The sequence below is a fragment of the Streptomyces sp. SUK 48 genome, assembly GCF_009650765.1.
Classification (GTDB): Bacteria; Actinomycetota; Actinomycetes; order Streptomycetales; family Streptomycetaceae; genus Streptomyces.
The window spans coordinates 4,463,565-4,477,898 of record NZ_CP045740.1; the positions used below are offsets into that span (position 1 = coordinate 4,463,565).

Annotated in this window: 8 protein-coding genes and 3 rRNA genes; 5 read left to right on the forward strand and 6 right to left on the reverse strand. The window is 65.5% G+C overall.

Annotated elements, in window-relative coordinates; all coding sequences use genetic code 11:
* Positions 1 to 26 precede the first annotated feature (26 nt).
* The 4 genes from GHR20_RS19380 (at position 27) to rrf (ending at position 6,358) form a co-directional block, all read left to right on the forward strand.
* The gene (locus GHR20_RS19380; RefSeq protein WP_111585838.1) at positions 27 to 575 is read left to right on the forward strand and encodes a MarR family transcriptional regulator; all 549 of its coding nucleotides are present in this window, start codon (positions 27 to 29) and stop codon (positions 573 to 575) included.
* Between the two features lie 635 nt (positions 576 to 1,210).
* A 16S ribosomal RNA gene (locus GHR20_RS19385) occupies positions 1,211 to 2,734 on the forward strand.
* 313 nt (positions 2,735 to 3,047) lie between these two features.
* Positions 3,048 to 6,169, forward strand: a 23S ribosomal RNA gene (locus GHR20_RS19390).
* Between the two features lie 72 nt (positions 6,170 to 6,241).
* Positions 6,242 to 6,358, forward strand: a 5S ribosomal RNA gene (rrf, locus tag GHR20_RS19395).
* The 16S, 23S and 5S rRNA genes sit together here, the layout of an rRNA operon.
* 82 nt (positions 6,359 to 6,440) lie before the next feature.
* On the opposite strand, the gene GHR20_RS19400 is transcribed toward rrf, so the two are convergent.
* Entirely contained in the window at positions 6,441 to 6,989 is a 549-nt protein-coding gene (locus GHR20_RS19400) for a cysteine hydrolase family protein (protein WP_111584016.1), read from the reverse strand.
* 52 nt (positions 6,990 to 7,041) lie between these two features.
* Here GHR20_RS19400 and GHR20_RS19405 point away from each other — a divergent pair, with 52 nt between their 5' ends.
* The gene (locus tag GHR20_RS19405) at positions 7,042 to 7,602 is read left to right on the forward strand and encodes a GNAT family N-acetyltransferase (protein ID WP_194858924.1); all 561 of its coding nucleotides are present in this window, start codon (positions 7,042 to 7,044) and stop codon (positions 7,600 to 7,602) included.
* 24 nt (positions 7,603 to 7,626) lie between these two features.
* Here the strand turns inward: GHR20_RS19405 and GHR20_RS19410 are convergent, their stop codons facing one another.
* Genes GHR20_RS19410 through GHR20_RS19430 form a run of 5 tightly spaced genes read right to left on the reverse strand, consistent with a single transcriptional unit; the run spans position 7,627 to position 14,295 of the window.
* Positions 7,627 to 9,168: a type IV secretory system conjugative DNA transfer family protein gene (locus tag GHR20_RS19410; protein WP_153813897.1), complete on the reverse strand. Its 1,542-nt coding sequence runs from the start codon at positions 9,166 to 9,168 to the stop codon at positions 7,627 to 7,629.
* 13 nt (positions 9,169 to 9,181) lie between these two features.
* Positions 9,182 to 10,594: an ATP-binding protein gene (locus tag GHR20_RS19415; RefSeq protein ID WP_111584014.1), complete on the reverse strand. Its 1,413-nt coding sequence runs from the start codon at positions 10,592 to 10,594 to the stop codon at positions 9,182 to 9,184.
* Between the two features lie 14 nt (positions 10,595 to 10,608).
* Positions 10,609 to 12,168, reverse strand: coding sequence for an SCO6880 family protein (locus GHR20_RS19420; RefSeq protein ID WP_111584013.1), 1,560 nt, complete (start codon positions 12,166 to 12,168; stop codon positions 10,609 to 10,611).
* A complete protein-coding gene (locus GHR20_RS19425) occupies positions 12,165 to 13,475 on the reverse strand; it encodes a hypothetical protein (RefSeq protein ID WP_153813898.1) in 1,311 nt (436 codons plus the stop codon). Before GHR20_RS19425 ends, GHR20_RS19420 begins: the two co-directional genes overlap by 4 nt.
* Positions 13,465 to 14,295, reverse strand: a complete 831-nt coding sequence (locus GHR20_RS19430; protein WP_153813899.1) for a hypothetical protein — start codon at positions 14,293 to 14,295, stop codon at positions 13,465 to 13,467. Before GHR20_RS19430 ends, GHR20_RS19425 begins: the two co-directional genes overlap by 11 nt.
* Positions 14,296 to 14,334: the final 39 nt, after the last annotated feature.

Here is a 14,334-nt window from a genome sequence, read left to right on the forward strand (position 1 = left end):
AAGCGGCCGCGTGCCATACTCGGCCCATGGCCGACACCGCCGGCGTCACTGAGCCGACCCTCGAAGAGCAGATCGCCGCCTACCAGCGCGAGTTCCAGGACCTCGACCCGCAGGTCGAGAAGATCGTGTCGGCCCTGTCCCGGCTCAACCGCCGGATGAACGTCGCGTACGGCCGCCAGACCGCCGCCCTCGGCATCAGCAACGCCGAGTGGGAGGTGCTCAAGGCGCTGGTCCTCTCCGGCGCCCCGTACCGCCTGGGCCCCAGCGACCTCGCCAAGCGCCTCGGCCTCACCCCGGCCGCCATGACCCACCGGATCGACCGGATGGTCACCGAGGGGCTGGTCACCCGGGAGCGCGACGAGGCCAACCGGGTGCGGGTCATCATCGAGCTGACCACCGAGGGCCGGGAGAAGTGGCTGGAGGCGATGCGCCTCGCGACCGTCTTCGAGGAGGACCTGCTCCAGGACCTCACTGCCGCCGAGCGCTCGGTCCTCGGCGAAGTGCTCACCACGCTTCTGCGCAGGGTGGAGCACGCGCAGCCGGACGCCGGCGGCCGGCTCAGCGACCTCGACTGAGCGGCAGAAAAGATCTTGACAGGGCGCGGTTGACACGTCTCGGCCCGGTCCGTATAGTTCTTCGGGTTGCCACGGAGCCTTAGTGTCTCCACGGTGACACCTTGGCCGCTTCGAGCGGCACTCTCACACCAACAGCACGATCTCCCTCCGGGTTGATTTCGGCGTGCCCGAATTCAATTCGAATAGGGATTCGGCGGCCCGATTGGGAATTGCCGGAGCGATCCGCTAAGGTTTGAGACGTCGGAACGGCCCAACGGCCGGGAAGACAAGCCCCGCTGACTGGGGGTCAGACGCCGAAAGGATCTGATAGAGTCGGAATCGCCGGAAAGGGAAACGCGAGAGCGAGAACCTGGAAAGCACCGAGGAAATCGGATCGAGAAAAGATCTGATAGAGTCGGAAACACGAAGGGAAGCCCGGAGGAAAGCCCGAGAGGGTGAGTACAAAGGAAGCGACCGTTCCTTGAGAACTCAACAGCGTGCCAAAAGTCAACGCCAGATATGTTGATACCCCGTCTCCGGTCATCACGATCGGGACGTGGTTCCTTTGAAATAAACACAGCGAGGACGCTGTGAACGGTCGGACTATTCCTCCGACCGTTCCGCTCTCCAACGTGTCACCGGATTACCGGTAAACATTCACGGAGAGTTTGATCCTGGCTCAGGACGAACGCTGGCGGCGTGCTTAACACATGCAAGTCGAACGATGAAGCCCTTCGGGGTGGATTAGTGGCGAACGGGTGAGTAACACGTGGGCAATCTGCCCTGCACTCTGGGACAAGCCCTGGAAACGGGGTCTAATACCGGATATGACCATCTTGGGCATCCTTGATGGTGTAAAGCTCCGGCGGTGCAGGATGAGCCCGCGGCCTATCAGCTTGTTGGTGAGGTAACGGCTCACCAAGGCGACGACGGGTAGCCGGCCTGAGAGGGCGACCGGCCACACTGGGACTGAGACACGGCCCAGACTCCTACGGGAGGCAGCAGTGGGGAATATTGCACAATGGGCGAAAGCCTGATGCAGCGACGCCGCGTGAGGGATGACGGCCTTCGGGTTGTAAACCTCTTTCAGCAGGGAAGAAGCGAAAGTGACGGTACCTGCAGAAGAAGCGCCGGCTAACTACGTGCCAGCAGCCGCGGTAATACGTAGGGCGCGAGCGTTGTCCGGAATTATTGGGCGTAAAGAGCTCGTAGGCGGCTTGTCACGTCGGTTGTGAAAGCCCGGGGCTTAACCCCGGGTCTGCAGTCGATACGGGCAGGCTAGAGTTCGGTAGGGGAGATCGGAATTCCTGGTGTAGCGGTGAAATGCGCAGATATCAGGAGGAACACCGGTGGCGAAGGCGGATCTCTGGGCCGATACTGACGCTGAGGAGCGAAAGCGTGGGGAGCGAACAGGATTAGATACCCTGGTAGTCCACGCCGTAAACGGTGGGCACTAGGTGTGGGCAACATTCCACGTTGTCCGTGCCGCAGCTAACGCATTAAGTGCCCCGCCTGGGGAGTACGGCCGCAAGGCTAAAACTCAAAGGAATTGACGGGGGCCCGCACAAGCGGCGGAGCATGTGGCTTAATTCGACGCAACGCGAAGAACCTTACCAAGGCTTGACATACACCGGAAAGCATTAGAGATAGTGCCCCCTTGTGGTCGGTGTACAGGTGGTGCATGGCTGTCGTCAGCTCGTGTCGTGAGATGTTGGGTTAAGTCCCGCAACGAGCGCAACCCTTGTCCCGTGTTGCCAGCAGGCCCTTGTGGTGCTGGGGACTCACGGGAGACCGCCGGGGTCAACTCGGAGGAAGGTGGGGACGACGTCAAGTCATCATGCCCCTTATGTCTTGGGCTGCACACGTGCTACAATGGCCGGTACAATGAGCTGCGATACCGTGAGGTGGAGCGAATCTCAAAAAGCCGGTCTCAGTTCGGATTGGGGTCTGCAACTCGACCCCATGAAGTCGGAGTCGCTAGTAATCGCAGATCAGCATTGCTGCGGTGAATACGTTCCCGGGCCTTGTACACACCGCCCGTCACGTCACGAAAGTCGGTAACACCCGAAGCCGGTGGCCCAACCCCTTGTGGGAGGGAGCTGTCGAAGGTGGGACCAGCGATTGGGACGAAGTCGTAACAAGGTAGCCGTACCGGAAGGTGCGGCTGGATCACCTCCTTTCTAAGGAGCACTTCTTACCGGACTTTGTTCGGTCAGAGGCCAGTACATCGGCGAATGTCTGATGCTGGTTGCTCATGGGTGGAACGTTGACTACTCGGCCGGTTATCCGGGTCGGGGGCTGTTAGTACTGCTCTTCGGAGTGTGGAACGCATGATCCTCGGACGGGTTCTGGTCGGGCACGCTGTTGGGTGTCTGAGGGAATGATCTGATCTTCTCCTCAGTCGCCGGCCCCAGTGCACTCACCAGTTTGTCTGGTGGGGTGATGGGTGGCTGGTCGTTGTTTGAGAACTGCACAGTGGACGCGAGCATCTGTGGCCAAGTTTTTAAGGGCGCACGGTGGATGCCTTGGCACCAGGAACCGATGAAGGACGTGGGAGGCCACGATAGTCCCCGGGGAGCCGTCAACCAGGCTTTGATCCGGGGGTTTCCGAATGGGGAAACCCGGCAGTCGTCATGGGCTGTCACCCTTGCCTGAACACATAGGGCAAGTGGAGGGAACGAGGGGAAGTGAAACATCTCAGTACCCTCAGGAAGAGAAAACAACCGTGATTCCGGGAGTAGTGGCGAGCGAAACCGGATGAGGCCAAACCGTATGCGTGTGAGACCCGGCAGGGGTTGCGTGTGCGGGGTTGTGGGATCTCTCTTCTACGGTCTGCCGGCCGTAGGGCGAGTCAGAAACCGTTGATGTAGACGAAGGACATGCGAAAGGTCCGGCGTAGAGGGTAAGACCCCCGTAGTCGAAATGTCAGCGGCTTGCTTGAGAGACACCCAAGTAGCACGGGGCCCGAGAAATCCCGTGTGAATCTGGCGGGACCACCCGCTAAGCCTAAATATTCCCTGGTGACCGATAGCGGATAGTACCGTGAGGGAATGGTGAAAAGTACCCCGGGAGGGGAGTGAAATAGTACCTGAAACCGTGTGCCTACAAGCCGTGGGAGCGTCGGATGCAGCTTGCTGCATCTCGTGACTGCGTGCCTTTTGAAGAATGAGCCTGCGAGTTTGCGGTGTGTTGCGAGGTTAACCCGAGTGGGGAAGCCGTAGCGAAAGCGAGTCCGAACAGGGCGTTTCAGTAGCACGCTCAAGACCCGAAGCGGAGTGATCTAGCCATGGGCAGGTTGAAGCGGAGGTAAGACTTCGTGGAGGACCGAACCCACCAGGGTTGAAAACCTGGGGGATGACCTGTGGTTAGGGGTGAAAGGCCAATCAAACTCCGTGATAGCTGGTTCTCCCCGAAATGCATTTAGGTGCAGCGTCGTGTGTTTCTTGCCGGAGGTAGAGCACTGGATAGGCGATGGGCCCTACCGGGTTACTGACCTTAGCCAAACTCCGAATGCCGGTAAGTGAGAGCGCGGCAGTGAGACTGTGGGGGATAAGCTCCATGGTCGAGAGGGAAACAGCCCAGAGCATCGACTAAGGCCCCTAAGCGTACGCTAAGTGGGAAAGGATGTGGAGTCGCACAGACAACCAGGAGGTTGGCTTAGAAGCAGCCACCCTTGAAAGAGTGCGTAATAGCTCACTGGTCTAGTGATTCCGCGCCGACAATGTAGCGGGGCTCAAGCGTACCGCCGAAGTCGTGTCATTGCAGCATATAGCCCCAACGGGTGCTGTGATGGGTAGGGGAGCGTCGTCTGCCGGGTGAAGCAGCACCGGAAGGTAGTTGTGGACGGTTGACGAGTGAGAATGCAGGCATGAGTAGCGATACACACGTGAGAAACGTGTGCGCCGATTGACTAAGGGTTCCTGGGTCAAGCTGATCTGCCCAGGGTAAGTCGGGACCTAAGGCGAGGCCGACAGGCGTAGTCGATGGATAACCGGTTGATATTCCGGTACCCGCTGTGAAGCGTCAAACATCGAGCATCGTGATGCTAAGGCCGTGAAGCCGCCCTGATCTCTTCGGAGTTGAGGGGAGTGGTGGAGCCGCCGGACCAAGCGGTTAGTAGGTGAGTGATGGGGTGACGCAGGAAGGTAGTCCATCCCGGGCGGTGGTTGTCCCGGGGTAAGGGTGTAGCCCGAGTGGTAGGTAAATCCGCCATTCATATAAGGGTGAGACCTGATGCCGAGCCGATTGTGGTGAAGTGGATGATCCTATGCTGTCGAGAAAAGCCTCTAGCGAGTTTCATGGCGGCCCGTACCCTAAACCGACTCAGGTGGTCAGGTAGAGAATACCGAGGCGTTCGGGTGAACTATGGTTAAGGAACTCGGCAAAATGCCCCCGTAACTTCGGGAGAAGGGGGGCCACGCTCGGTGATGGGATTTACTCCCTGAGCTGGGGGTGGCCGCAGAGACCAGCGAGAAGCGACTGTTTACTAAAAACACAGGTCCGTGCGAAGCCGTAAGGCGATGTATACGGACTGACGCCTGCCCGGTGCTGGAACGTTAAGGGGACCGGTTAGCTCCATTTCGGTGGGGCGAAGCTGAGAACTTAAGCGCCAGTAAACGGCGGTGGTAACTATAACCATCCTAAGGTAGCGAAATTCCTTGTCGGGTAAGTTCCGACCTGCACGAATGGCGTAACGACTTCTCGACTGTCTCAACCATAGGCCCGGTGAAATTGCACTACGAGTAAAGATGCTCGTTTCGCGCAGCAGGACGGAAAGACCCCGGGACCTTTACTACAGTTTGATATTGGTGTTCGGTTCGGCTTGTGTAGGATAGCTGGGAGACTTTGAAGCTCATACGCCAGTGTGGGTGGAGTCGTCGTTGAAATACCAGTCTGGTCGTGCTGGATGTCTAACCTGGGTCCGTGATCCGGATCAGGGACAGTGTCTGATGGGTAGTTTAACTGGGGCGGTTGCCTCCTAAAGAGTAACGGAGGCGCCCAAAGGTTCCCTCAGCCTGGTTGGTAATCAGGTGTTGAGTGTAAGTGCACAAGGGAGCTTGACTGTGAGACCGACGGGTCGAGCAGGGACGAAAGTCGGGACTAGTGATCCGGCGGTGGCTTGTGGAAGCGCCGTCGCTCAACGGATAAAAGGTACCCCGGGGATAACAGGCTGATCTTCCCCAAGAGTCCATATCGACGGGATGGTTTGGCACCTCGATGTCGGCTCGTCGCATCCTGGGGCTGGAGTCGGTCCCAAGGGTTGGGCTGTTCGCCCATTAAAGCGGTACGCGAGCTGGGTTTAGAACGTCGTGAGACAGTTCGGTCCCTATCCGCTGTGCGCGTAGGAGTCTTGAGAAGGGCTGTCCCTAGTACGAGAGGACCGGGACGGACGAACCTCTGGTGTGCCAGTTGTCCTGCCAAGGGCATGGCTGGTTGGCTACGTTCGGGAGGGATAACCGCTGAAAGCATCTAAGCGGGAAGCCTGCTTCGAGATGAGGACTCCCACCCACTTGATGGGGTAAGGCTCCCAGTAGACGACTGGGTTGATAGGCCGGATCTGGAAGCCAGGTAACTGGTGGAGGTGACCGGTACTAATAGGCCGAGGGCTTGTCCTCAGTTGCTCGCGTCCACTGTGTTGGTTCTGAAACCACGAACAACCAAAGTGCCGGTTGTCAGTTTCATAGTGTTTCGGTGGTTATAGCGTTAGGGAAACGCCCGGTTACATTCCGAACCCGGAAGCTAAGCCTTTCAGCGCCGATGGTACTGCAGGGGGGACCCTGTGGGAGAGTAGGACGCCGCCGAACAATTTTTAGGGAGACCCCCGCACCATTGGTGCGGGGGTTTTCTGCGTTCAGGGCGGTTTCAGGAGCAATTTCAGAGGCGATCTCAGAACGTCACGTCGGCCGTCTTCACCGTTCCGGCCTCGCGGCCCGGCGCGGACTGGTTGCTCCAGTACAGATTGGTGTGCGCGATCACCTGCTCCGGGGACGGAGCGCCGTACGCCGTGAGGTCCTCCGTGGTGTGGGCATCGGCGACCAGCACCGTGTCGTACCCGCGGACCAGGGCTCCGTGCAGGGTGGAGCGGACACAGCAGTCTGTCTGCGCGCCCGTCACCAGCAGCCGGCCCACTCCGTGTTCGGCGAGCACGGACTCGAGGGCGGTGTCCTCGAAGGAGTCCGGGTAGCTCTTGGCGACCAGGGGCTCGGTGTCGAGGCGCTTCAGCCCGGCGACGTACTCCCAGTCCTCCGTGCCCGGCACCAGGTCCTCGTCCTGGTGCTGCACCCACACCACCGGGACGTCCGCCGAGCGGGCCCTGTCGACCAGGGTGTTGATGTTCGCGAGGACATCGTCCAGAACGGGCGCGCCGGCGACCACCCCGTTCTGGACGTCGATGACGAGCACGGCGGTGTGCGGTCGTTCCTGAAGAGTGGTCATGCGGGCAGATTATGGGATGCCGAGCCCCCGCGGCAGCACTACGGTGGCGGGCATGACCAGGTTGACCAGCGAGGACTACGTCGTACGCGCCATACGCCCCGCGGAGTGGGAGAAGGTGAGGGGCCTGCGGCTGGACGCGCTGCGGGATCCGGCCGCGCCGCTCGCCTTCCTGGAGGGGTACGAGGAGGCGGCCGCGAGGGCCGACCTCTTCTGGCAGGACCGGGCGGCCGGTTCGGGCGAGGGATCGGCGACGGCACGGCAGTTCATCGCCGAGCTGCCCGACGGGTCATGGGCCGGTTCGCTGACCGTGCTGATCGAGGAGGCCGGCACCGAGGACTGGGCCGGGTTCCCGGTGGAACGCCGGCAGGGGCATGTCGTCGGGGTGTATGTGCGCCCGGAGCACCGGGGGAACGGGCTGATCAAGGCCATGTTCGACGCGGGTGTGGCCTGGGCGTGGGGCCGCGGCGCCGAGCGGGTGCGGCTGCTGGTGCACGAGGACAACGAGCGGGCGCAGGGCGCCTATCGCAAGGCGGGGTTCGGCCCGAGCGGGGTGCGGGTGCCGTTCGTGAAGGACGCGACGCAGAACGAGCTGGAGTTCGTACGGGACCGCTGACCGCCCGCCGGACCCGCTGGACCGCTAGACCGGGAGTCCGGGCAGGCCCGGCAGTTCCTGGTGCGGCCAGCGGGCGCGGGCCTGTTCGCGCGAGCGGAACAGAGCGAACGTCGGCAGGCCCTGCTCGTCCCCGGTAGCCAGCAGATCCGGGAGCTGGGGGAAGGGGGCGACGGCGGCGATGTCGTCCAGGACCAGCGTCAGTGGTGGGTCGAGCCGACCGGAGGATGACCGTGCGGCCATGTGCCGGCCGTGCTCGACCACGCTGGAGACGAGGGCCGTCAGGAGGGGCATCGCGCCGGGCGTGCTCCTCGGGTCCTCGATGGATTCACCGACTACGTACAGCGTGCCCCCTTCGTCGGCGAAGGAATCCAGGGCGAGCGCATCAGTTCGGTTCGGGGTGCATGCCTCGCGGATGTTGACCGTGGAGAGCGCGGCGAGCGCCCTGCCGGTCAACTCCTGTGCGATGTCCCGGCGTTCGGGATGCGCGGTGAGGGCGGCCTCCAGCTCGCCGGCGGCTCCCGGGGCGGCCTTGGGATGGGTGCGCAGGGTGCGTACGGCGTCCTGCACCTGGATGCCCTGGGACCAGCGGTGGACGTGCCGGACGGTGCGGTTCTCCAGCGCGGCGGCGTGCAGACAGCTGCGCAGGAGGGTGGTCGCGGTGTCCACCACGGCCTGGTCGATGCGCGCGGTGGGGCGCACGGGGGCGAGGAGCGCGGTCGCCCGCTGGAGCGCCGTCTGCTTGTCCGCGCAGCCGGCCGTGGGGGACCAGTGCAGGCGGGCCGGGGTGTCGCAGCGGTGGGCCGGGTCGTAGAGATGGGTGGGGCCCAGCTTGGCCCTGGCGTCCTTGGTCTCCGCCCACAGGGCCGGGTCCGAGGTGACGACGAGGGCGGGCCCCACCGCGTCCCGTACGGCCCCTGCGGCGGCCGTACGGCGGATGTCCGGCGGTGCGATGACGATCTTCTCCCGCCCGGCCCGCGGTCGTCCCTCCGCGGGGAGTTGGGTCAACACGGGCTCGGCGGGCGCCTGTTCGACCGCGGCCGGCGGCAGCGGCATCTCGTGCCGCTGCACCGGGACGTCGTACCGCTGCGGTGCCTCCACGGGCGCCGCGACCGCCGCGACCGGCTCGGGCGTGAGCAGGGGCGCCGGTTCCGGTACGGGTGCCGCGGCGGCGGCCCGCGCCCGGGCCCGGCCGGCCCGCCAGCGCGCCACCGTGCCCAGCACGAACACGATGGCGACGAGCAGCACCATCAGCTCGGCGATGAACAGCCCCCAGAACAGGCCCCACCCGGACAGCCCCGAGGCGGGGGCGTCCGGCCAGGCGCCGGCGAGGTCGTGGGGCCGGCCGAGCAGATGGCGCATGGCCATGGGGGTGTGCGGGAAGGTGACGCCCCCGGGCCAGGCGCCGTGGGCGAAGAGGGCCGCCAGGCCCGTCGCCGTCCACACCAGCACGGTGATGCCGAGCAGGAAGGCGAGGAGGCCGAGCAGCAGCCCGTCGGGGATGCCGCCGTGTCCCTGTCTCTCCTGCGCCCGCCGGTCCTCCCGGGGTGCGCGAGCGTCCGGTGCCACCTGCCGTGCCTCCCTACGCCACCGTCGACTCGGAGTCGCCGAGGTGCTGTTCCACGAAGGCCGCGGCCCGCTGCTCCGCCTCCAGTTCCGCGGCGCGCAGGACGTCGTCCGGCGCGTGGTCGCTGGAGGACTCGGTCATCGCGCGGTCGGTGAAGACCAGCGGGCGTTCGGACTCGGTGATGAGGTGTTTGACCACCTGGACATTGCCGTTGACGTCCCAGACCGCGATGCCCGGGGTCAGCGTCGGGATGATCTCGACCGCCCAGCGTGGCAGGCCGAGGACGCGGCCGGTGGCCCGTGCCTCGTCGGCCTTCTGGGCGTAGATCGTCCTGGTCGAGGCCATCTTCAGGATCGCCGCCGCCTCCTTCGCGGCCGCGCCGTCCACCACGTCGGACAGATGGTGGACGACCGCGACGAAGGACAGGCCGAGACGCCGGCCGAACTTCAGCAGGCGCTGGAACAGCTGCGCCACGAAGGGGCTGTTGATGATGTGCCACGCCTCTTCGACCAGGAAGATGCGCTTCTTGCGGTCGGGCCGGATCCAGGTGTGCTCCAGCCACACGCCGACGATCGCCATCAGGATGGGCATGGCGATGGAGTTGCGGTCGATGTGCGAGAGGTCGAAGACGATCAGCGGGGCGTCGAGGTCGATGCCGACCGTGGTCGGGCCGTCGAACATGCCGCGCAGGTCACCGTCGACCAGCCGGTCCAGGACCAGGGCGACGTCCAGGCCCCACGCCCGTACGTCGTCCAGGGCGACGTTCATCGCCTCGGCCGACTCCGGCTCGGGGTGCCGTAGCTGCTCCACGATGTCGGTGAGGACCGGCTGGCGGTTCACGATGGTCTCGTTGACATAGGAGTGGGCGACCTTGAGGGCGAAGCCGGAGCGCTCGTCCAGGCCGTGGCCCAGCGCCACCTCGATGATGGTGCGCAGCAGCGCCAGCTGGCCGGTGGTGGTGATCGCCGGGTCCAGCGGGTTGAGGCGGATGCCGTGGTCCAGGGCGGCCGTGGGGTCCAGCCGGATCGGCGTTATCCCCAGCTCCTCGGCGATGAGGTTCCACTCGCCGACCCCGTCCTCGCCCTGGGCGTCCAGGACGACGACCTGGCGGTCGCGGAAGCGCAGCTGGCGCAGGACGTACGTCTTCTCCAGCGCCGACTTGCCGTTGCCGGACTCGCCGAGGACCAGCCAGTGCGGGGCCGGCAGCTGCTGGCCGTAGAGCTGGAAGGGGTCGTAGATGTAGCCCTTCCCGGAGTAGACCTCGCGGCCGATGATGACGCCGGAGTCCCCGAGGCCGGGCGCGGCCGTGGGCAGGTAGACCGCCTGGGCCTGGCCCGTGGAGGTGCGCACCGGCAGCCGGGTCGTCTCGACCTTCCCGAAGAGGAAGGAGGTGAACGCCTCGGTGAGGACGGACAGCGGATCCCGCATCGGCGAATCAGCCCCTACCTTCGGATGCCGGTGGCGAAAGGAAGTGTGTTCACGAAGGCGCGGTGGTGCTCCCGGTCGCACCACTCCAGCTTGAGGTACGACTTGCCCGCCGAGGCCCTTATCGTCCGCTTGTCGCGGGCGAGGGACTCCGGGGTACGGGCGGAGACGGTGATGTAGCCGACGAGGTTGACGCCCGCCGCACCGCTCGCGAGGTCCTCGCCGCGCTGGTCGAGGCGGTTGTGCGCGGCGATGTCGCGGGGGTCGACGGTGCGGTTCATCTTGGCGGCGCGGGACGCCTCGGCCACGTCGTTGGTCTTCTCGGTCAGCATGCGCTCGATGGCGACCTCGGTGGGTTCGAGGTCCATGGTGACCGCGACCGTGCGGATGACGTCCGGGGTGTGCACCAGCAGCGGCGCGAGGAAGTTCACGCCGACCGGGGTCATCGGCCACTCCTTGACCCAGGCGGTGGCGTGGCACCAGGGGGCGCGGGTGGTGGACTCGCGGGTCTTGGCCTGGAGGAACATCGGCTCGGTGGCGTCCAGTTCGGCCGGCCAGGCGTTGCGCCGGGTCATCGCCTGGATGTGGTCGATGGGGTGGTCCGGGTCGTACATGGAGTGGATCAGGGAGGCGAGCCGGCCCTGGCCGAGCGGCTGGCGGACGCGGATGTCGGCTTCCTGGAGGCGGGAGCAGATGTCCGTCAGCTCACGGGCCATGACGACGGCGAGCCCGGCGTCCCGGTCGAGCTTGCGGCCGGACTGGGGACGGGCGGCGCGGGCCATCGCCTGGGCCTCGGCGCCCAGTTCACGGCTGTGGTGCATGCAGGCGACGAGGTAGGCGCGGTGCTGCTCGCTGCTCGTGGACACCATCGACTGGAGCTGGTCGTACGACTGCTGGAGCCAGGCCGGGGAGCGGCCGTCGCCGCGCTGGCTGACGTCCTTGGCGTGCGCGTCGGGGTCGGCGGGCAGGGTGCGGGCGAGCATCTGGAGCCGGGTGACGAAGCCGTCGCCGTTGGCGACGTGCTTGAGCAGCGTGCCGAACCGGTCGACCAGGGCCTCCTGGTCCTCGGAGTCGCGCAGGCCGACGCCGGGGCCCTCGATCTCGATGGCCGCGGTGACGGTCTTGCGGTCGGCGTGCAGCAGTACGGCGATCTCGTCGGGCCCGAAGGGTGCGGCGAGCCAGTTGATCCGTCCGATGCCCGGCGGCGGCCCGATCTCCACCTCCTCGCCGTCGATGCGGGTGCCGGCCTCCATGACGCTGGAGCGGTAGGTGGCGCCGCGCTTCACGGTGCGCTTGTAACTGCGGTTGATCTCGAACCACTTGTAGAAGGTGCGGCGCTTGTACGGCACGTACACCGCGGCGAGCGCGAGCATCGGGAAGCCCATCAGCAGCACGATCCGCAGCGAGAGGGTCGGCACCAGGAGGCCGCACATCATGCCGAGGAACGCGCCGACGATGATCAGCGCGATCTCTCCGGACTCGCGGTTGCGGCCGACGATCGCGTTCGGCCGGGCGCGGCCGATGAGATACGTACGGCGGGGCGTGACCGGATGGGACAGGTGGGAATCGGTCGTCAACGCCCTTCACCTCCCGTGCGGTTGTTGCGGGTGTTGCCTGCGTGCGGGGTGTTGAGCGGGCTGGACGCCCGGGGCGCGGGGGCCCCGCCGCTCCCGCCGGGGGTACGGCTGCTGTGCGCGGCGACGCCGCCGGTGGCGGGGTTGGCCGGGCGGGGGGTGCTGGAGCCGCCGCCGCTCTGTGCCGCGTTGCTGTCGGCGCGGGTGCTGTGGGTCTTGATGCCCTGTGCGACGAGGGAGGCGGGGGAGCTGATGACGGCGGCGGCCTTGCCCTCGGCGCCCTGCATGAGGCGGTTGTTGCGGCCGGCCGCGATCTCGTCGCCGAAGCCGGGGACGAAGCGGTAGATGGCGGCGCTGGCGAAGATGGCGAGCAGGATGATCGCGAGGCCGGAGACGACGGCGGAGAAGGCGTCGGGTCCGTTGCCGGAGGAGAGGGCGCCGGCGAGGCCGAGGACGATCACGATCACCGGTTTGACCAGGATGACGGCGATCATGATGCCGGCCCAGCGCCGTACGTGGCCCCACATGTTCTTGTCGACGAGGCCGGCGTAGACGACGGTGCCGAGGAGGGCGCCGACGTAGAGGAGGGCGGCGCGGATGACCAGCTCCAGCCAGAGGACGCCGGCGGCGAGGATGCTCACCAGGGAGACGACGATCAGCATGATGGGGCCGCCGCCGATGTCGGTGCCCTTGTTCAGCGCGCCGGAGAACGTGCCGAAGAACGTGTCCGCCTGGTCGCCGGTGGCCTTGGCCAGCACGTCGGTGACGCTGTCGGTCGCGGAGACGACGGTGTACAGGATCAGCGGTGTGAACGCCGAGGCCATCACCGTCAGCCACAGGAACCCGACGGCCTCGGAGATCGCGGTCGTCAGCGGCACGCCGCGCACCGCGCGCTTGGCGACGGCGAGGAGCCAGAGCAGCAGCGTGAGGATGGTCGAGGCGGCGAAGACGATGGCGTACTGCTGAAGGAACTTCTGATTGGTGAAGTCCACATTGGCGGTGTCTTTGACAGCGGAACTGAGCTTGTTGACCGTCCAGGAGGCGGCCTTGGCACAACCTTGCGCGAGGGAGGAGAGGGGGTCGAGGGTGTCGGTGAGGGGGTTGGAACCGGAACCGGTGCCACCCTTGGAGCCGCTGTTGCCCTGTTCGCAGTACTGCTTGGCGGGGCCGCGCACCAAGTCGCAGTGATCGCTGCTTGTAGTTGGTGATGGGGACGGTGCGGCAAAGGCACGCGCGGCCAGAAGCACCGTGGCCGTCTGCAGAGTGCCGAGCACGGCAGTGATCTTGAGGAAGCGGTGGTTAGCGCGCATACGTGAACCCTCCGTACTCCTCGACGGCCTTCGTCATGTCCGTGGCGGTGGATGCCTGCTGGTCGCGGCCTACGGGCACGGGACCGTCCTTCTGCTGGAAGTCGCTGACCTTCCAGTCGTCGTCGACCCACTTCAGTTCGTAGGTCGTGGTGAACCAGCTCTCGGTCACCGGGTTGGTCGAGGCGTCGCCCGAGAGACCGAACAGTGAGGTGTACCAGACCGCGACCGTGGCGGTGTCCTCCGAGAAGGCAGTGGTCTTGGTCCCGACGGGGACGACCCGGGAGACGAAGGTCTCGCCCTTCGGTGCGGTGCCGTCCTTCGTCAGGCCGATGTTGGAGAGGAACTTCGGGCTCGTGTAGGCGCTGTCCAGCGCCGATTGCCTGCCTGCGGCGGCATCGGGGGTGTACAGCCTGTCGACGAGCGCGTGCCGCGTTGCGGTGTTGAACATGTCGGCGGATCCCAACGCCACCGAATAGTTGGCCGCCGCGCTCTCCGCCCCCTGCTGCGTCCGGGCGAAGCCCGAGGGGATACCGCCCGTTTTGGTGTTCACGGGGTGGGTGCCGGTCGGGGAGGTGGGGGCGGCTTGGGGGCGGGTGCCCTTGGGGGTCGAGCTGTTTGTGGAGGGGTGGTCGCCGCGGTTGGCGAAGGCGATGGCGGCGATCAGCAGGACGACCACGCCGACGACCGTGATGAGTCCCCGGGACGGCGACCGGGTGGGGCGGCGGGGGGCGCCGCCGTAGGGGTCCTGGTCGGGCAGGCGCGTGCGGGTGTGCCCCGTGCCGCCGTAGTCGGAGTAGCCCTGCTCGTCTCCGTGACTCATGCCGTGTACGCCCCCTCCGCCTCGTAGACATACGACGGT

Excerpts from the sequence above, each read along its gene's own strand:
- GHR20_RS19380 (WP_111585838.1), top strand. The coding sequence starts at position 27 with ATGGCCGACACCGCCGGCGTCACTGAGCCGACCCTCGAAGAGCAGATC.
- GHR20_RS19400 (WP_111584016.1), bottom strand. The coding sequence starts at position 6,989 with ATGACCACTCTTCAGGAACGACCGCACACCGCCGTGCTCGTCATCGAC.
- GHR20_RS19405 (WP_194858924.1), top strand. The coding sequence starts at position 7,042 with ATGACCAGGTTGACCAGCGAGGACTACGTCGTACGCGCCATACGCCCC.
- GHR20_RS19415 (WP_111584014.1), bottom strand. The coding sequence starts at position 10,594 with ATGCGGGATCCGCTGTCCGTCCTCACCGAGGCGTTCACCTCCTTCCTC.
- GHR20_RS19425 (WP_153813898.1), bottom strand. The coding sequence starts at position 13,475 with ATGCGCGCTAACCACCGCTTCCTCAAGATCACTGCCGTGCTCGGCACT.
- GHR20_RS19430 (WP_153813899.1), bottom strand. The coding sequence starts at position 14,295 with ATGAGTCACGGAGACGAGCAGGGCTACTCCGACTACGGCGGCACGGGG.